The sequence below is a fragment of the Deltaproteobacteria bacterium genome, assembly GCA_016178705.1.
Lineage (GTDB): Bacteria > Desulfobacterota > Binatia > HRBIN30 > JACQVA1 > JACOST01.
This window is the reverse complement of the sequence record JACOST010000011.1, coordinates 100,033-119,197: the sequence shown is the minus strand read 5'-3', so window position 1 is coordinate 119,197 and position 19,165 is coordinate 100,033. Positions and strand designations below refer to the sequence as shown.

General features: G+C 66.2%; 11 protein-coding genes. 3 read left to right on the top strand and 8 right to left on the bottom strand.

Annotated features, from left to right (window positions below):
* Nucleotides 1–74: 74 nt before the first annotated feature.
* Nucleotides 75–1,697, bottom strand: coding sequence for a VCBS repeat-containing protein (locus HYR72_06300; protein MBI1814569.1), 1,623 nt, complete (start codon nt 1,695–1,697; stop codon nt 75–77).
* Nucleotides 1,698–1,937: 240 nt separating this feature from the next.
* Between HYR72_06300 and HYR72_06295 the strand changes: the two genes are divergently transcribed.
* Nucleotides 1,938–2,078, top strand: coding sequence for a hypothetical protein (locus HYR72_06295; GenBank protein MBI1814568.1), 141 nt, complete (start codon nt 1,938–1,940; stop codon nt 2,076–2,078).
* A 750-nt stretch (nt 2,079–2,828) separates the two neighbouring features.
* Nucleotides 2,829–5,945, top strand: coding sequence for a TIGR03032 family protein (locus HYR72_06290; GenBank protein ID MBI1814567.1), 3,117 nt, complete (start codon nt 2,829–2,831; stop codon nt 5,943–5,945).
* 80 nt (nt 5,946–6,025) lie between these two features.
* Here HYR72_06290 and recD read toward each other — a convergent pair whose 3' ends face one another.
* The 7 genes from recD to HYR72_06255 form a co-directional block, all read right to left on the bottom strand.
* Nucleotides 6,026–8,068: an exodeoxyribonuclease V subunit alpha gene (gene recD, locus HYR72_06285; protein ID MBI1814566.1), complete on the bottom strand. Its 2,043-nt coding sequence runs from the start codon at nt 8,066–8,068 to the stop codon at nt 6,026–6,028.
* Nucleotides 8,061–11,426: an exodeoxyribonuclease V subunit beta gene (gene recB, locus HYR72_06280; GenBank protein MBI1814565.1), complete on the bottom strand. Its 3,366-nt coding sequence runs from the start codon at nt 11,424–11,426 to the stop codon at nt 8,061–8,063. The genes recD and recB overlap by 8 nt, the downstream gene beginning before the upstream one ends.
* Before the next feature lie 8 nt (nt 11,427–11,434).
* A complete protein-coding gene (recC, locus tag HYR72_06275) occupies nt 11,435–14,788 on the bottom strand; it encodes an exodeoxyribonuclease V subunit gamma (protein ID MBI1814564.1) in 3,354 nt (1,117 codons plus the stop codon).
* Nucleotides 14,789–15,035: 247 nt separating this feature from the next.
* Nucleotides 15,036–15,833, bottom strand: a complete 798-nt coding sequence (locus tag HYR72_06270; GenBank protein MBI1814563.1) for a mechanosensitive ion channel — start codon at nt 15,831–15,833, stop codon at nt 15,036–15,038.
* 18 nt (nt 15,834–15,851) lie between these two features.
* Nucleotides 15,852–16,919, bottom strand: coding sequence for a hypothetical protein (locus HYR72_06265; protein ID MBI1814562.1), 1,068 nt, complete (start codon nt 16,917–16,919; stop codon nt 15,852–15,854).
* 160 nt (nt 16,920–17,079) lie between these two features.
* Nucleotides 17,080–17,469, bottom strand: a complete 390-nt coding sequence (locus HYR72_06260) for an ABC transporter permease (GenBank protein MBI1814561.1) — start codon at nt 17,467–17,469, stop codon at nt 17,080–17,082.
* Nucleotides 17,470–17,484: 15 nt separating this feature from the next.
* Complete coding sequence (locus tag HYR72_06255) at nt 17,485–17,697, bottom strand: hypothetical protein (protein MBI1814560.1); 213 nt, start codon at nt 17,695–17,697, stop codon at nt 17,485–17,487.
* Between the two features lie 84 nt (nt 17,698–17,781).
* Here HYR72_06255 and HYR72_06250 point away from each other — a divergent pair, with 84 nt between their 5' ends.
* Nucleotides 17,782–19,062: a cytochrome P450 gene (locus HYR72_06250; GenBank protein MBI1814559.1), complete on the top strand. Its 1,281-nt coding sequence runs from the start codon at nt 17,782–17,784 to the stop codon at nt 19,060–19,062.
* Nucleotides 19,063–19,165: the final 103 nt, after the last annotated feature.

Here is a 19,165-nt window from a genome sequence, read left to right as displayed (position 1 = left end):
GCGCTGCTTGCGCTCGGCCTCGCCGCTGGATCGCACCAGCGCCTAGCTGGCTCCCTCCAGCAGCGCCGCCGCGTTCAGCGCAGGCGGCGCCGCGCGAGGCCGAGCAGGCCGAGGACCGCGGCCGAGAGGCCGGACCAGCCCAACACCGGCACCGCCGCCGGCGTCACCTTCAGGCCGGGCCCGCCTTGGTCCACGATGCGGTGGTCGTTGCCCGTGTCGTCGCCGACCACGTTGTCACTCAGCGTGAAGGCGGCGAACGCCACCGCCGGGTCGAAGCCCAGATTGGCGCTGCCCATCACCAGCATGTGCGGCGCGCCCGCCGACAGCGTGTAGGTCACGTCGTTCGCCGCCCCCGGTGGGTTCGGGCCCTGCTTCACATATTGGAACGGCGGCGACGCCAAGCTGTCGCGGCCATGGTAGTAGATCGTCACGCGCGTGCTCTCGCAGCCCGGTAGCTCGAAGCTCAACGCGCCGAAGGGCAAGCTCCACCCCGCCGGGTTGAGCGCCTGTGCCGCCAGATTCTCGATCGGACACGCCGCGTCGGTGACGAGGGTCTGGTAGGTGCCGTCGGTGGCGCCGGGGAGCGAGCCGACGTTCGGCTGCGTGCTGTCGGGCATGCCGTCGCCGTTGGCGTCGCCGCCGTTGGGGCCGGCGTTCTCGACCGCATTGGTCACTCCGTCGGCGTCGGCGTCACCGCCCGGCGTCTGGCAGAGCGTGTTGCAGCCGTCGGCGTTGTTCGTGTTGCCGTCGTCGCACTCCTCGCCCGCATCCACGCCGCCGTTCCCGCAGCCGGAGTTCTCGAAGTAGAACGTGTTGCCCTCGCGGTCCCCGATGAAGGCGTCGAGGTCGCCGTCGCCGTCGAGGTCGGCGAAGGTGGGGCTGCTGTCGTATCCCACATCGGCGAGGCCGAAGGGGTTGGCGGACGCGGCGGCGAACGCCGGCGCCGCGCTGCTGCCCGTGTTGGCGAAGTAGATCGTGTTGCCGTTGACTTCCCCGACGAAGGCGTCGAGGTCGCCGTCGCCGTCGAGGTCGGCGAAGGCGGGGCTGCTGCGGGATCCCACATCGGCGAGGCCGAAGGGGTTGGCGGACGAGGCGGCGAAGGCTGGCGCCGTGCTGCTGCCCGTGTTCTGGAAGTAGATCGTGTTGCCGAAGAGCTCCCCGATGAAGGCGTCGAGGTCGCCGTCGCCGTCGAGGTCGGCGAAGCTGGGGTTGCTGTTGTATCCCACATCGGCGAGGCCGAAGGGGTTGGCGGACGCGGCGGCGAACGCCGGCGCCGCGCTGCTGCCGGTGTTCGTTTCCCCGATGAAGGCGTCGAGGTCGCCGTCGCCGTCGAGGTCGGCGAAGGTGGGGCTGCTGTCGGAGCCCACATCGGCGAGGCCGAAGGGGTTGGCGGACGAGGCGGCGAAGGCCGGCGCCGCGCTGCTGCCCGTGTTCGCGAAGTAGATCGTGTTGCCGTAGCCTTCCCCGATGAAGGCGTCGAGGTCGCCGTCGCCGTCGAGGTCGGCGAAGCTGGGGCTGCTGTTGTATCCCACATCGGCGAGGCCGAAGGGATTGGCGGCGGAGGCGGCGAAGGCCGGCGCCGCGCTGCTGCCCGTGTTCGCGAAGTAGATCGTGTTGCCGTTGCGTTCCCCGATGAAGGCGTCGAGGTCGCCGTCGCCGTCGAGGTCGGCGAAGCTGGGGCTGCTGAAGGTTCCCACAGCGGCGAGGCCGAAGGGGTTGGCGGCGGAGGCGGCGAACGCCGGCGCCGCGCTGCTGCCCGTGTTCTCGAAGTAGAACGTGTTGCCCTCGCGTTCCCCGATGAAGGCGTCGAGGTCGCCGTCGCCGTCGGGGTCCCCACACCGGCGAGGCCGAAGGGGTTGGCGGACGAGGCGGCGAAGGCCGGCGCCGCGCTGCTGCCCGTGTTCGCAAAGTAGATCGTGTTGCCGGCGAGGTTTCCGATGAAGGCGTCGAGGTCGCCGTCGCCGTCGAGGTCGGCGAAGGTGGGGCTGCTGAAGGCTCCCACATCGGCGAGGCCGAAGGGGTTGGCGGAGGACGCGGCGAAGGCCGGCGCCGCGCTGCTGCCGGTGTTCGCGAAGTAGATCGTGTCACCGTCGCCATTCCCGATGAAGGCGTCGAGGTCGCCGTCGCCGTCGAGGTCGGCGAAGCTGGGGCTGCTGGCGCCTCCTCCCACACCGGCGAGGCCGAAGGGGTTGGCGGACGAGGCGGCGAAGGCCGGCGCCGCGCTGCTGCCCGTGTTCGCAAAGTAGATCGTGTTGCCGGCGAGGCTTCCGATGAAGGCGTCGAGGTCGCCGTCGCCGTCGAGGTCGGCGAAGCTGGGGCTGCTGAAGGCTCCCACGTTGCCGAGGCCGAAGGGAAACGGGCTCAGAAAGTTCGGCGTAGCCGCGTGCGCCGGGGCCAGCGAGGCCCCCGCCACCAGACCCGCGGCCGCCAGCATCACCGCCGCCGCCCGCGCCATCCGCCGCCGCGTCGTGGCCGACGCGCCGCGCACCCGCTGCAACCGCACCAGCGTCTGGCTGGCTTCCTCCAGCACCGCCGCCGCGCTCAACCGCTCGCCTGCTCCTGTGCTCATCAGCCCGCCACCTTTCTCACGACATCGAAACTATTGCCGCAACGGAATAGCGAACTAGCCGCGTCGAAGTCAATCAGCGCTGAGGGGCCGGGCGGGTCATCAGGGCGGGAGTCATCGGACTGGATTCCGGCGTCCGCCGGAATGACGGCGGGAGACGGGGGCCTCGATGTCGAATTCGTGCGGTCGCCCTTTCGTGTTTTCGCGATGAGAACTTTGCTCCTCATCAGCCGCGCCGGTTGCATGTCCTCCCCGTTTCGTGATGGGTTCGCGGCCGCTCATGGAGATCACCGTTTCCCGGCACTTCCTGTCCTGGCTGCATGACGCCGCCATCAGCCTGGCGTTTACCACCTACCAGACCAATCGCCTGTTCCTGATCGGGCTCAAGCCCGATGGGGCGCTGTCGACCTTCGAACGGCACTTCGACCGGCCGATGGGCTTGCACGCGACATCGGAACGACTCCACATGACCACCCGCTGGCAGCTGTGGGAATTGACCAACGCCTTGCCGCCGGGCGAGCAGCACGACGGCTACGACCGCGTCTACGTGCCGCGGCGCAGCCACACGACGGGCGATGTCGACGCCCACGATGTGGCGCTGGACCGCGCCGGGCGCATCGTGTTCGTCAACACGCTCTACAGTTGTCTGGCTGCGGTCAGCGAGCGCTACAGCTTCGCGCCGCTGTGGCAGCCGCCATTCATCTCGCGCTTGGCGCCGGAAGATCGCTGTCATTTGAACGGGCTGGCCATGATCGACGGGCAGCCGGCGTACATGACCGCGGTGAGCCGATCCGACGTGGCGGCGGGATGGCGCGAGCGCCGGCACGCCGGTGGCTGTGTGATCGAGGTCGAAGACAACGAGATTGTGCTCGACAGTTTGTCGATGCCGCATTCGCCGCGGGTCTACCGCGATCGCTTGTGGGTGCTGAATTCGGGCGCTGGGGAACTCGGGTGGGTCGATCACCGCGCCGGCCGCTTCGAGCCGGTGGCGTTCTGCCCAGGCTACATGCGGGGCATGGCCGTGCATGGCGACTACGCGATCGTCGGGCTCTCCAAGCCGCGCCAGGAGCGCGCGTTCTCGGGCTTGGCGCTGGACGACCGCCTGCGGGAGAAGGACAGCGACGCGCGCTGCGGGTTGTGGGTCATCGATCTGCGCAGCGGCACGGTGGCGCATTGGCTGCAGATGGAGGGCGTCGTCATCGAGCTCTACGATGTCGCGGTGCTCCCGGGCGTCCGGCGGCCGATGGCGCTGGGGTTCCAGACCGACGAGATCCAGCGGCTGCTGACGATCGATACGCAGCCAACCCCGACCTTCGCGCGGCTGCATGTGGCGGATCCGGCGTCGCACGCCGCGCGCCTGCCGCCCGCGGGCGGGCCGCCGCGACCGGCGTCGCCGGCCACTCCGGACGCCGCGCGCGCCGAGTACCAGCTCGGCAATGATCTCGCGAAAGCCGGCCACTTCACCGAGGCGGTCGCGCACTACGAGGCCGCGTTGCGGCTCGATCCGCGGCACGTCAACGCGCACGTCAACCTCGGCACCGCGCAGCATCGCCTGGGCGACCTCGACGCCGCGATCGCGTGCTATCAGCACGCGCTCGCCGTCGATGAGACGTCGGTGCGCGCGCACAGCAACCTCGCCATGCTGCTGCGCGAGCGCGGCGATCTTGACGGAGCCATCGGTCACCTGGAAAGCGCGCGGAAGGTCGAGCCCGGCAACGCCGTGGTGTTGCGCGAACTCGGCGGGCTGTTCTGGGAAGTCGGCCGCAACCGCGATGCGCGGCGCTGCCTCGAACAACTGGTCAAGGCCGAGCCTGGATCCGCACGTGCCCACAACGATCTCGGGGCGATGCTGCTCAACGAACAGAACGATGCTGCGGCGTTGCCGTACTTCGAGCAGGCGCGGCGACTCGATCCGAATCTCGCCGAGGCCCACGTCAACGTCGGCATCATCTGCGAGCATCGCGGCGACGTGGCGCAGGCGCGCGCCGCGTTCGGGCAGGCTTTGGCGATCCAGGACAGCCCCACGCTCACGCTGCACCGCGAGCTGCTCGGTCCGCCGGTGTGGGCCAGCGTGGCGGATCTCGACGCGTACCGCGCACGGGTGGAGTCGGTGATTGGCGTGTTCGCCACGCGCGGCTTGCGTCTGGCGATGCGCGACGTGCAGGCGAGCCGCGCCGAGGCGCCGTTCCTGTGGGCGTATCACGGCCGCGACAATCTCCCGTTGAAGCGGGCATACAGTCGGCTGTTCGAAGGATCGTTTCCGCTCGAGCCACTGCAACGCCGGCCGAGCACCAACGGGGTCCGGCACGTGGGCTTCGTCGTGACCGCCACGCACGAGGGCGTGTTCTTGCGCTGCATGGGCGGCCTCATCGATCGGCTCGACCGGCGTCGATGGCGCGTGACGGTGGCGGGTCCGCGGGCGGCGATGGATCTCGTGCGCCGCAGCCTGCACAACCGCGACGTGCACCTGCTCGCGCTCTCACCCCGCTTCGACCAGGCGACCGCGCAGCTGCGTGCCGCCGCGTTCGACCTGATCTACTTCTGGGAAGTCGGGACGGACGCCACCAACTACTTTCTCCCGTTTTGCCGACTCGCGCCGGTGCAATGCACGGGGTGGGGCTGGCCCGAGACCAGCGCCGCGCCGGAGTTGGACTACCACATCACCAGCGAAGCGCTGGCGCCAGCGGGTACCGAGCGGTTCTTCAGTGAGCACCTGGTGCGTCTGCCGCACCTGCCCGCCTATTGCGTCCGGCCGCCGGCGATGCCGCGTCCGGAGCCGCTGACGGGGTTCGGTTTGCCCGAGGCGGCGCACGTCTACTTCTGCGCGCAGAATCTGCGCAAGGTGCATCCGGACATGGACGCGCTCCTCGGTGCCATCTTGCGCGCCGATCCGCACGGGGTTGCGGTGTTTGCGGGGGACAACTCGGTGATGCTCGCCGAGTTGCTGCGCGCGCGCTGGCGCGACACGTTGCCCGACCTCGGCGATCGGTTGGTGATCCTGCCCCGGCCCGCGCCCGACGACTACATGCGCTTGCTCGCCTCCGCCCACGTCACGCTCGACACACCCCACTTCGGCGGCTCGAACACCGCGTACGACGCGTTCGTTGCCGGCGCGATCGTGGTAACCCTCCCGGGCGAGATGCCCCGCAGCCGCTACACCGCGGAGTTGTATCGCAGCGTCGGCATCGACGATGGCATCGCGACGACGCCAGCGGCGTACGTCGAGACGGCGGTGCGGTTGGCCACCGACCCGGCGGCGCGCGCCGCGCTGCGGGCGCGTGTCTTGGCGGCCGTGCCGGAGGTATTCGAGAACCAGTTCGCGGCAAACGAACTGGAAGAGGCATTCGTGCAGATGATCGAACGGAGCCAGGCGATCTGAGCCAAGGCGTCCGATAGCTTCACCGCGCTCTGAGGTCTCTCTTCTTGGCGCCCTTGGCGACTTGGAGGTTCATCTTCTTTTTAGGTCCAAAGCAAATCCCGCAGCCCTGATGTCCGCTCGATACACTGAGCGATGGCTTGCGCCACGACTTCACGCGACGCGTGAATCGTCACCGCGCGGCGCGCGCGGGTGACTGCCGTGTAGAGGAGTTCACGCGACAGCACCGGCGATGGCTGCGCCGGCAGCACCACGGCGACCTCGTCGAACTCCGATCCCTGGCTCTTGTGCACGCTCATCGCATACGCGGTTTCGTGCGGCGGAAGGCGCGACACTGACAGCCGGCGCAGTTGACCCTTGTCGGCCGGGAAGATTACTTGCCTGCGATCCGCATGATCTGACTCCGGAGCAATCACCCCAACATCGCCGTTGAAGAGATTCACTTGGTAGTCGTTGCGCGTCACCATGATCGGCCGGCCGATGTACGTCGACGTGTTGGGTCGGATGAGATCGGCGTCGGCCAGCGCGTCCTCGATCTGTTGATTGATTGTCGCGACGCCGCTGGGGCCGCGGCGGAGAGCGCACAGGATGCGGAAATGTTCCAAGGCATAGAGCTGTTCGCGTGGATCGCGCGCGCGGAGGTACGCGCCGAACCCGCCCACCGCCGCGTCGCGAAGCGATTCGCTGAGCGCGGGCGTCGACGAGGGTTCGATGAGGACGACGTCGGGATGGTCGCTGGAGTCGAGGATCCTCAGCGCCGCCTCGGCGTCGCCAGCGTTGATCGCTCGCGCCAGGCGGCCGATGCCGCTGTCTGCGCTGTAGCGATAGCTGGTGGTCAACTCGACGATACAATCCGACATGCCGCTCTCGCGCGAGGATTCGGTGGCGTCTCGCATAGGGACTCGCCTTGGCGGGTCCGTCATACCGGCGGAAGCCGGTATCCAGGTGGTGGCGTGGGAGGCTGGCCTGGATTCCGGCTTTCGCCGGAATGACGATTGGGGATGCCCCGATATTGTTCTGGAAGCCGACTCGGAGTTGAGCGGAACGCGCTCTCCGGTCAGTGATGCGATCGTGTCAACCAGCGCCGGCGAATAGCTGCGCGCGACGCCGGTGTTGCAAATGTCGCCGAGCACCGCGCCGGCTTCGACCGAGGCGAGTTGATCCTTGTCGCCGAGCAAGATCAGCCGCGCCTGCGGCGGGATCGCCGCCACCAGCCGTCGCATCAGCGCCAGGTCGACCATCGACGCTTCGTCGACCAACACGACGTCGGTGACAAGCGGGTTGCCGGCGTGATGGCGAAACGTCGTCGCGCTCCAGGCCGTCGAGCCGAGACAGCGATGAATGGTCGCCGCGTCTTCGGGGATGGATTCCTTCACGCTGTCGCTACAGGGCAGGGTGCCCTTGGCAGCACGGATCGATTCGGAAAGCCGCGCCGCGGCCTTTCCCGTCGGTGCCACCAACGTGATGCGCGGAGCGCGCACGTGTTGCTGCAAGGCTTGCTCGATCAACAAGGCGAGAATCTTGACGACGGTGTAGGTCTTGCCTGTCCCAGGTCCTCCGGAAATCACGCAGAAGCGCCGCTGCAACGCCAGCACGGCGGCGATGCGTTGCCAATCGGGTTCTCTCGCGTTCATTTGACCCGGGGTCTCGCGAGGAAACAGCCGATCGAGCGCCGGTCGCAGCCATGTGCTGTCGAGCAATACTTCAACCTGTGTTGCCCGCTCGCGCAGTGATGCCGCCAGCGCCGTCTCGTGCTCCCAATATCGGCGGAGGTACAAGCGACCGCTGCGGTCGAGGACCAACGGTGCGATCGCCTCGCCGTCGCTGATGAGCGGACTGGTTCGCAGCGTCTCGACCCATGATTCGAAGCGCGGCCACGGATGCTCGACAACGAGTTGTCCTTCGGCATCGAGCAACGCCGGTGTCGCGGCGAGGCGGGCGAGATCGAGGCAGACGTGGCCGTTGCTGACCTGCTGGCTGGCCAGCGCCACCGCGAGGAGTACGTCAGCGCGTGTCTCGCCACCGATGCGCCCCATCGTTTGCGCGAAGTGCACGTCTAGGGGAGTGAGGATACCCGCGGCACGGAGTGTCTCGATCGTCGCCGCCATCAGGTTGCTCTCACTCACCAGCGAGCACAGCCGACAAGCGCTCGATCAGCGCACGCGGCGGTCGATCGTGGAAGACGCCGTTGTGGTGCGCGTGGCCCGGCGCCATGCCGCGTAGGAATAAGTAGTAAATCCCGCCGAAGTGGCGGTCGTAGTCGTAGTCGGGCAGCCGCGACGCGAGATAGCGGTGCAGCGCCACCACATAGAGATGGTACTGAAGGAAGTAGTGGTGCTGGCTCATCGGCTCGATCAATTTCGCCGGCTCGTAGTCGTGCGCCCGCGGCCCGAGCATGTTCGACTTGTAGTCGACGACGTACCAGCGACCGTTGTGCTCGAACACCAGATCGATGAACCCTCTGAGAAAGCCCGCGAGCGCGCTGAAGCCGAGGTTGCGGACGTGTTCAGCATAGCCGGATGGAACCGGCGACGCTGCGTAACGGGTGAAGACGTCCGCGAGGCGCGCGGCAGTCAGCGGTACTGAATCCTGTCGCTCGGTCGGCGATTCGTCTGCCACCGGCAGAATGAATTCCAGCTCGTTCAAGCGGCGACTCGACGGAATATCGCGCAGGCGAAGTGGCGTGGCGCCGTCGGCGAGCGTGGTGGCGAGCACGTCAGCGATGGCCCGCGACAGCGGTTCTGTCCACTTGCCCTCGAAACCAAATCGTCCGAGCAACTGCGCAATCACCTCGGACGCTATTGGACCCGGTACGTCGAAGTCGAGATCCTGCAGAACTTGATGAACGAGTTGTCCTGCCCGCGTGCCGCGCGGAAAATCGTGCAGTACGATCAACCTCTCGTCGGCTGGTTGCGGCGGTTGTTCCTCGCTCGGAGCGACGTCGATGGTCGCGTCATGGTCCAGCCCGGTTTCGGCTGGCTCGCTGATGGTTCCTCCGGACGCGGCGAGCGCTGAGAAACTCGAGACTCTCCATGTACGCGGCAGCGCGCGACTCACGACACGACAACGCAGCGCGCGCGCCTCGGCAACTATTGGCTGGTATCGATCGACGGGCTGGAGAGACAGGTCGGCAACGCCGATGGCGTCGGGCGCGCTCGCCGCGAGCGTTTCGAGTTCGGCCCGTATGGCGCGGTCGTCGGGGGCCTTGCGGAGTGACTTGATGTGAGCGGCCGTGGCGGCTCTCGGATGATCGCTGCCACGTGGTTGATGCAACAGGTAACCGAGCGCAGATGACTCGGCGTCGCGAAACGGTCCCCACACGACGGTGCAGCAATGCTGCGCGCGTGTGAGCGCGACGTACAAGAGCCGCAGATTCTCCGCGAAGACTTCGTGCTCGGCGAGCGCGGTGTGAGCACGGTGCTCGCTCGAACCGATGTCGAGCTTCAGCGCATTGTGATCAGCGGCGTCGTGAAAGCGCACGGCCTTCTCATCGTTGGCGCTGAGCAACGCGCCGTCCCACAAGTAGGGACAGTAGACGATGGGATACTGGAGCCCCTTGCTCTTGTGGACCGTTGTGAGCTTCACAGCACCGGCGTCGCTCTCGAGACGGATCTGCGCCGCCTCGCCGGCGAGTGCGGCACGGGCATCGGAATCGGTCCGCATCTGCGTCAGCCACTGGACGAGGGCGTGCGGGCCGCGGCGCTCCTCGGTGCTGGCCGCGTGCAGCAATTCCATCAGGTGCAACACGTTGGTGAGGCGGCGCTCGCCATCGAGCAATCCGAGTAGTCGCGGCTGCACCGCCTGCGAGTCGAGCAACGCCCGGAAGGCGCCGATGAAGCCATGTTGCGTCCAGAGATTGTGCCACGCGCTGAATTGCCCGACCCAATCGTCCCAGCGCTGTTCATCACAGTCGAGAGCGCACAGATCCGCCGCGCGCTGCCCGAGCATGGGTGTGCACAACGCTGCGCGGATGGCGCGCGAGTCGGCGGGGTCGACCATCGCCATCAGCACGCGTTGCATCTCCGCGGCTTCGGGTGCCTCGAAGACGCTGGCTTCTGTTTGCAGCACGGTCGGGACGCCTAGCTCGCGCAGCGTCTCCTGCATCAGCGCCGCCTGCTTGTTCTTGCGACAGAGCACGGCGATGTCGCCGGGCTCGACCGGGCGGCCGTCGATCGTCGCTCCCGATTCGAGAAAGCGCACTATCTCGCGCGCCACCAAGCGCGTGAGTGGCCGGTCTCCCCATCCTTTGTTGATGGCGCCGTTGCTGCACTGGGCGATCGTACGATCAACGTAGAGAATCCGCAGCGGCGGCTGCCCTGCGGCGGTGCCACCAAGATGATCGACGGCGTCCGGTGCGGGCTGGACATGAATGAAGGGAATGTCGTCGAAGACGAATGGCTTGGTCAGGCGGCCGAACAGCGTGCCCACTGCTTCCACCAGGTGCGGATCGGCGCGACGATTGATGTTGAGCGTGCGCGGCGTACTCGCGGCATCGTGCTTGGCTTGGATGTAGGCAAACACGTCCGCGCCACGGAACGCGTAGATCGCTTGCTTCGGATCGCCGATCAGGAACAACACCGCGTTGGTGTCGAGATAGACGCGGCGGAAGATCTCGTACTGAATCGGGTCGGTATCTTGGAACTCGTCGATGAGCGCCGCGTGAAATCGCTGGCGGATGGTTTCGGCAAGGGTCGCACCGCCGGGGCCGCGCAGGGCCTCCGCCAAGCGATGGAGCAGATCGTCGAACGACTGCTGCCGCGCCTGTTCCTTGCGCCGGCGTAGTTCTCGCCGCGCGTACTCGATGAAGTCGAGTTGAAACTGGAGCAACCGAGTGTCGAGGTCGGTGTCGTCGTCTTGGTCGCGCGGCGCGCCGACGGCCGGCAGGATCGGCATGTCCGGGTGCGTGATGACTCGCACCGCCAAGTGCTCCAGTGTCGTGGGCGTGATCTTTCGCGCGTCGAGGTGGCGGACGAAGGCCTCCGGCGCCGCGTGCAGTTCGCGGACCCAGAAATCCTGCACGACCTCAGTGAGCAGTGGGCTCTGGTTGCTGATGAGTTCGGTGTCGAACGCGACTGCACTCTCGAAGGCGTTCTCCTGCAGCATGCGCTGGCAGAATCCATGAATCGTGAAGATGGCAGCTTCATCGAAGCCGTGCAGCGCGTCGACCAACCACTCGCGGTCCTGAGCGACCGAGCCATGCGCTCGGCGGGCCGTCACCAATTGGTCGAGAAACTCGTCGCCGCTGGTGCCGTTCTCATCAAATGCGGCGAGCGCCTGGTGCAGGCGGCGTCGCACTCGCGTGCGCAACTCGGCCGTCGCCGCATTGGTGTAGGTCACCACCAGGATCTGGCTGACGTACAAGCGCAGTTCGAGCAGCATGCGCACGTAGAGGTTGGTGATCGTGTGGGTCTTGCCGGTACCCGCGCTGGCTTCGATGAGATTCGTGACGGTGAGCGGAACGGTGATGGGATCAAGCGGCGTCACGGCTGTTCCTATCGATGATCTCGTCGATGATCGAGCATGGGCGCAAGAACGATCACGGCGACTTCGGCAAAACCGAGGTGGTCGCTGTTGCGTTCACTGGCATCGCGAAACAGAAAGTCGGGGCCGATGGGATCGGCCGCCTCGAAGACTTGCCGAACGTACTCGTCGCCAAGATCACCCCAGTTGTGGCCGTCATCTTCGAAACTTTTCCGTGCGTTCCGCAACGCAGCGGCTGCGCCCTTGCCGCTGCGAAGCGTCTCGGCGTATGTGCGCGACGCCTTGTCGAACAAAAGGAGGGGCGACTCTTGGCCCAGCCAGTAGAGCCGCAGTAGCTCACGCAGGATTTCGGCCGCATTCTCGACTGGAGTAAAGCGAATCGCGGCGGCACCGCCGTCCTTTCGAGGCCGGCCGATCAGAAAACTCTCGCGCGGATAACCGTCTGGCTGCAAACAGTTCAGGATCAGATGGCGAATCCATACTCCCAGCTCGTGGCGGCCGCCGAGCTTGGAGTACTGGTATTGCACCAGCCCGCTCGGCCACAGGTTGTGGATCTCTCCAATGATGCGAGTGCCATCCAGTTCGGCGTCGATCGTCAGCGGCTCCAGTTCGGCGCCGCGGCGAAGCGCGCTGGCCGCCGTCGCGAGCGCGTCGGCTTGTCCGCCCACATCGCCGAACGTGCACTGACCGAGGGTGCCCGGCGGCAGCGCTCCGCTCGCGCGCATAGACGGGAGCGCCTGGTCGATGGTCTCTCCATCCATCGCGTGCTTCAGCAGTCGGTCGCCGAGCTTCCACAGATCGAGGTTGTCGAGGTCCAGCGGCTCGCGATCCTCAACGGTGTCGAGGTCCTTGCCGAGGTACAGCGATAGGCGGTTCTGCAGAAACGCTCGCGTGGGGTTTTCGAAAAAACGCGCCAACGCGGTTAGTGAGACCTCGCGCTTCGCCGGAACATCGAGCGGCAGTGGCGCGGTGAGGAACGGTGCCGCGCTCCCGCGCGCAGTCGTCAGCGCCCGCGCACCCTCGTAGTAGTGCCGCGCATAGCTGAAGAGGCGCGGATCCTGGTCGGCGCCGAAATAGCGTGGACTGAACGGTTGCAGCGGATGACGGACGACGAGGCGCTGCCGCATCGACTCATGCGCGTCCTCAATCGGCTGCGACCGGTCGGTTGTGTCCGCCGTGACACGAAAGGATTCGCCGAGCACATCGAGCAGTTCGCTCACCACCACCGACGGCGGAATCTCGCTGTTGTCGCGGATGCTCTGGCCCGCGTAGGTAATGATGAGACGTTCGCGCGCCGACAACAGCGCTTCGAGAAACAGATAGCGATCGTCATCACGCGACGAGCGATCGCCCGGTAGCGGCTTTTGCGCCATCAGGTCAAAGCCGGGCGCGCGCCGAACGCGCGGAAAATCCGCGTCATTCATCCCGAGCAGACAGACGACTCGAAATGGAATGCTGCGCATCGGCACCATCGCGCAGAACGTCACGCCGCCGGTCAAGAAGCCGCGGCCCGGGGCGGTGCGCTCCAGCGCGGCGGTGAGTTGCATCTGAGCGGTGTCGAGATCGACGGCCTCGTCGAAGTGTCCGGCGCGCGCGTGCTCGGCCAGCTCGGCCAACGCCGCGTGAACCTGCCGGTGTTGGTGCGCCGTCTGATTGGTGCTCGCGACCATCGCGTGGAGCAGTCGACCGAGATCGTCACGCCACACATCGAACGGGCGCGGAGTCTGCAATGAACTGTGAAACGCGAACAGCGTCTCGCAGAACTCGACCAAGCGGCCCAGCAACGCGGCGGTGGTGCCCTCGATCTCGTCATACGGCAGCACGCCGGCATAGAGTCGGCGCCCCTCACCGGCGATCGCGTAGCCGAGCAGCAACCGATCGAGGCCGAAGCGCCAGGTGTTGTCGGACACGGCGGGTTGTCCGCTAGTGCGCCGATGCTCGGCATCGACACCCCAACGAATGCCAGACTCCTTGATCCACCCACGCACGACGTCGAGGTCATCGGTGACGAAACCGAAGTGCTGACGGATCGGCTCAAGGCCGAGCAGATCGAGTACCTCGCTCGCCGCCATCCGGCCACGGAGCACGGTGAGCGAAGTGAGGAAGGCATCGACGGCGTCGTCGGTGGCCCGCACAGCGCGATCGGCGATGCGATACGGAATGCGCGGGGAGTGATCGCTGGCGCCGCCGAAAACGGCATCGATGAACGGCGCGTAGGCATCAATGGCCGGCGACATCACCACGATGTGCCGTGGTTCCAACGACGGATCGGCATCGAAGAGCGCGAGCAGTTGATCGTGGACAACTTCGACTTCGCGCATCGGTCCGTGACACGCATGGATCGTGATGGAGTCGTCGCCGGGGTCGAGTTGGAGAGTGGAAGCGTCGGTGTTGTCAGGGCCACGATGACGCAGGGAGAGAATGTCGGACTGTAGGACGGTCAACATCGTCGCACCGCCCGGATCGGCGTAGAGATCGCGATCCGACTCGCGATAGTCCGCCGTGCTTTCGAGCACCCTCTGAAAGTCACGCCCGAGCCGCCCCAATGACGCCAGCAGCGGGTTGGTCTCCTCGAAGTGCAACGGATCGGCACCTGCCGCGACGGCCGACCCGTCCCGCCGATGCGCGCGAATCATTTCGCGCCGCGAGCGAATCTCCGCCCAATATTCGGCGGACGGACTGAGCAAGAAGAGATGCAGCTCTACATGCTTTGACAGTGCGGCCAGCAGCTCCAGATGCAGCGGTGGCAGCGTCGAAACTCCGAACACACTCACGCGTGCGGGGAAGTCGCGCAGTTGTACGTTGGGTTGTTCGAGGGCGCGGAGAAACTGTCGCGCGTGCGCGGCGACGTGATGCGAACCGTGCCGTTGTACGACCGCCCGCCACAGCACGGCCTGCCAGTGCGTATCGCCGCCGCTCTCCCAACCCAGCACCATGTGGGGACGGTAAACCACGTACTGATCGAACGTGCGCGCGATGCGTTCAGCCAATTGGATGCGACGAATCCCGCGTTCGTCGCCGGCGAGATAGGTGCGGATCGGCGCGAACTCTGGGCGATTGAGATGCGCGACCAACAAGTCGGCAATCGACCACATGAGGATTTCCGGCTCGAAGCAAGTGTGCGCGACGTCATCGATGTCGATGACCGCGCCGAGCGCGCGCAGAATGAGATGACGTGGGAACGGAAAGCTGGGATTGGCCCACACGCCAAGTCGGCTGGCCAGCTGCATCGACAGCCACCGCTCCATGCCGCGGCCTTGCACGACGATGCACTCCGCTGCCCACGGCCCGGCAACCGGCCGCGCGACCACCTCCGCCAACACCTCGACCAGCGCCTCGGCGCGATTGCTACGATGAACGAACATGGCGTGAATACTCTCTGGGCGAGCTTATACCGGCTCCGGGCGCGCGCCTACCTCACTGGCATCGCCCAAGCAGCGAGGCGTGAGGATTCGTTTGTCGGTTCCGCGCGTACCGCGACTTCAATTCCATCTCGGCATGCTCGGCCGGCAGAGTGCCGGTTCCCGCAATCGCAAGCGCACGGCCGGTCCAGCCCGACATCCCAACCAGTAGGCAGAGGACGAACGCCGCGATCGCGGCAGCGTGGGACCGTTACACGCGCCCTGGAGTCGCTGCCACCTGGACCAGTGCGAACTGGACGCCGAGATTCTGCAGCGCGGCCTTGGCGCGCAGTGTCATGTCAGTGGTGAAGAGGAACTCATCGCGACCGTCGAGGACGTAGGCTTTCAATTTGTACTCGGTTCCCCACGGATGCTCGGACGCGATCACCGCCACCTTTTGATCCAGATTCGCGTACGGGCTGGTGAGCGCGGTGTCGATCAGCTTCTCCCGCACCCGCGCGCCGTCGTGCGCTGGATGGAGATAGAACTTGGCGACACACAGCATCGTCCGCGCCCCGTCGTTGGCATTGTAGATCGCCGTGTTCCAGATCTTGTCGTGCGGGACGTAAACGGCGGTATCGTCGGGCGTGACGATTTTCACGGTGCGCAGATTCAGGGCCCGCACTTCGCCGTAGGTGTCGCCGATCTGCACGCGATCGCCCAAGCGATAGGTGCGCTCGAACAGAGCCACCATGCCTGCGATCACGCTGCTGGCGTAGTCCTTGACCGCAAAGCCGATCGCCAACGCTGAGGCGCCGAGGAGCGCGACGAATCGTTCGCGCGACGGATGCGTGACGAGTGGAACGATCAGCCCGGTCATCGCCACGTAGATCGTCAGCCGCAACACAGTCGCGAGCGGCAGCAGCTCGTGCCGAAGACGCGCGGGCGCCCGCTTGACGAGTCGCGGTACCACTCGCCGTACCGCCGCCACCGTCAGCGCCCCGCCGACGAGAATGGCCAACACGAGCGGAATGTTGATCGTGTGCAAGTCGCGGAATAGTTCGTTCATGGTACGCTCCTGCCGCAATCAGAAATCGTCGACATAGTCGTGGCCGAGCAAGTGCGTGCGCACTGCGGGGTATCCCGCCGCCGTCACGCGCCAGGTACCGCTGGCTTCCTCAATCAAGCCCGCGGCTGCCAAGTGTTCCACGCCGGCACGGATCTCGTCGTCACTTGCCAAGATCGTCGCGGCCAATGCATCGATCGGCAGCCCGCCGTGAATCAGCAGGGAGTGCGCAACGAACGTTTCCATCGGACTCGACTCCGGCGGCCAGGCGGGCAGTCGCGATCGCCATTGCAGCGGCGCGGCCCCGCTCTCCACGATTCGCGTGACGAGTGCGTGAGCGACGGCCACGTTGCCGCCCGATTCGACGGCAAGCTGGCGCAAAACGTCGACCGACAAGCCGCCCGCATCAGGCAACCAATCAGCGAGCCCGTCGGCATCAACGGCCTGGAGCGTCAGTGGCTCACCGAAGACAGCGCCGAGCCGAAGTGCCTTGCGCAGATATCGCCACCCCCAACTCTCGCAACCGACGAGCGTGCGCCCGCGTCGCTGGTGCACGCTCGTGAGGAGCTCGCGCAGTCGGGTCAAGCCATCGGCATGCTGCAGAAACATTCGGTGCAGGGCCGGGACGACAACCGGTCCGTCGCCCATCGCCAGCAGGCGATCGAGCCATGCCTCACTGTGGGTGAGTATCTCAGCCGACGATGGTGGCTCCAGCACCGGCGAACGAGTCAACCGCGCGACACGCCGCAGTACGTCCTCGATGCCCAAGTGCGGCGCGAGCACGATCAGCCGCGGAGAGCTCGTCGGATCAGCGAGCCACGCGGCGAGGTGCCGCGCCAGCGAGTCGGCGATCTCTTCCTCAAGCGAATGCCGCCCGCTGGCGCCTCGCTGTGGTGGGGGCAATGTCGGAGCGCTCGGTGAGTTCTCTGCCGGCGTGCCTCTCCGCCAGAGTCGCCCGATGTTGTGGTGGACCGGCGGTACCGGCCGCCGATACTCCGACAACGGAATCCACTGCCAGAGCTGCAGCGTATCCTTGCCGTTTGCCATCGCCGAGGCAGCGTAGCGCAGACCGCGTGCAAACTCGATCAAGCAAGACGCACGCTCCTCGTCCGTCGGTCACAACAGCCAACCGCTTGCCCTGCCTCAAAGCAATTCCCCGTATGAAGAAAGAGCGGGCGACCGGGGTCGGACTGGCGACGTCCAGCTGGGGAAGCGTCAGAGGCGCATTCGCGGAAAGCCGCGGAATGTTTTAGGCGTCTCTAAGCGCCGACGCGATCGGCATCCGTGCCGCGTGGAACGCGGGCAACACGCCGCCCGCGACACCCATCGGGACCGCGAGCACCATTCCCACCACGAGCGATGTCCCGCTGATCCGGAGAGCGAACCCGATCTCCGCGAAGCTCGTGCCCATGGCCGCCGAGGTCATGCCGTTTGCCGGCGGGGCGAGCAGGCAACCCAGCGCGCCGCCGACGATGGCCAGGAACGTCGATTCGACGACGAACGCCGTCAGGATGCTGACCTTGGAGAATCCGAGCGCACGCAGCGTGCCGATTTCACGGGTGCGTGCAGCGACGAGTGCGTACATCGTGTTCATGGCGCCAAACACCGCACCGATGCCCATGACGATGGCCACGAACATCGGCAGTCCGAGGAGCTACCCTGAGACGATACCAGACTGATCCTCGCAGTACTTGCACTCCTGCACCGCCTGCACCTGCATGCGCGGGTTGTGCTCCAGCTCGGAATTGAGGGCGCTGATCATCGACGGGTCACGCATGCGCAGCGTGACTGAGTGATAGCCGCCGCGGTTGAACGCGGGGCCGATGACGTACCCGATGACGTGGGCACCGACAAGCCGCTGATCCACAACTCCAATCGTTTCCTGTTAGCCTTCTGGCGGAGCGCGCTTGGATTTGAGAAGATCTCTTCCGTTCACCAGGAGGCCGCACGTATGTTCGAGCCCAAGCTGCCTGCAAGCATCGATGACATCCACCTGGACCAGCTCGAGTTCTGGATCGCCCCTAGTGAGGAGCGCGAGGGCGCCTTCGCGTTGCTGCGGCGTGAGCGGCCGATGTCGTTTCACAATGAGTTCGAGCCGCCACCGGAGATCCCCCTGCCGAAGGGGCCAGGCTACTGGTCGGTGACTCGCCACGCGGACGTGCTCCTGGCGAGCCGCAGGAGTGACATCTTCTGTTCGGGCAAGGGCATCCAGATTCCCGATCTGCCCGAGGAGCTCGGCGAGTTCTTCGGCTCGATGATCGCCATGGACGACCCGCGCCACGGGCGGTTGCGGCGCATCGTGTCGCGCGGCTTCACGCCTAGCCGGCTCGCGCAGCTCCAAGGCGACGTCGAACGGCGCGCCCGTGCGCTGGTCGATGCGGTGATCGACAGGGGCGAGTGCGACTTCGTTACCGAGATCGCGGCGCCGCTTCCCTTGGGCATCATCTGCGACATGATGGGAATCCCGGAGAGCCAGACACGTTTCGTCTTCGAACAGACCAACATCATCCTCGGCCTCGGCGACCCGGAATACGTGGCGCCAGGCTCGAACCCACTGATCGCAGCACTCGATTCGGGACGAGCACTTGCGGAGCTCATGAACGAGCTAGCGACCGAGCGCCGCGGAAACCCGAAGGATGATCTCACGTCAAAGCTTCTGAACGCCGAGATCGACGGTGAGGTGCTCACCGACCAGGAGATCGCTTCGTTTTTCATTCTGCTCGTGGCCGCAGGCAACGAGACGACCCGCAACGCCATCAGCCACGGCATGAAGGCGCTCGCTGATCATCCCGACGAGCGGCGAAAGTGGGCGGCCGACTTCGAGGGCGTGGCGCCCACCGCGGTGGAAGAGATCGTGCGCTGGGCGTCCCCGGTGATGCACTTCAGGCGCACCGGGACCCAAGACACGGAGCTCGGCGGCCAGAAACTGCGTGCCGGGGAGAAGATCGTTCTCTGGTACAACTCAGCGAACCGTGACGAGGCCGTCTTCGACGAGCCATACCGTTTCGACGTCACGCGCACACCGAACGAACATGTGGGATTCGGCGGCCCGGGCGCACACCACTGCCTGGGCGCCAACCTCGCTCGGCGCGAGATCGCGGTGGTGTTCCGCGAGCTCCTGCGCCGTCTTCCGGATCTCGAAATCACCGGCCCGCCCGAGATGCTGCGCTCGAACTTCATCCACGGCATCAAGCGTATGCCCTGTGCGTTCACTCCGGGCGGCGCCCGGTAGCGCAAGATGAACAAGGCTCTGATCTTCGAGTTCGCGACCGGACGCGTCATCACCCAGCGCGAGGACGCACTCTTCCTCGGCCCACCTCACCGTGCCGTTGCTG

Coding starts and splice junctions, on each gene's coding strand:
- HYR72_06250 (MBI1814559.1), top strand. CDS start 17,782: ATGTTCGAGCCCAAGCTGCCTGCAAGCATCGATGACATCCACCTGGAC.
- recC (MBI1814564.1), bottom strand. CDS start 14,788: ATGTTCGTTCATCGTAGCAATCGCGCCGAGGCGCTGGTCGAGGTGTTG.
- HYR72_06260 (MBI1814561.1), bottom strand. CDS start 17,469: ATGTTCGTGGCCATCGTCATGGGCATCGGTGCGGTGTTTGGCGCCATG.
- HYR72_06270 (MBI1814563.1), bottom strand. CDS start 15,833: ATGAACGAACTATTCCGCGACTTGCACACGATCAACATTCCGCTCGTG.
- HYR72_06295 (MBI1814568.1), top strand. CDS start 1,938: ATGAAGGCGTCGAGGTCGCCGTCGCCGTCGAGGTCGGCGAAGGTGGGG.
- HYR72_06290 (MBI1814567.1), top strand. CDS start 2,829: ATGGGTTCGCGGCCGCTCATGGAGATCACCGTTTCCCGGCACTTCCTG.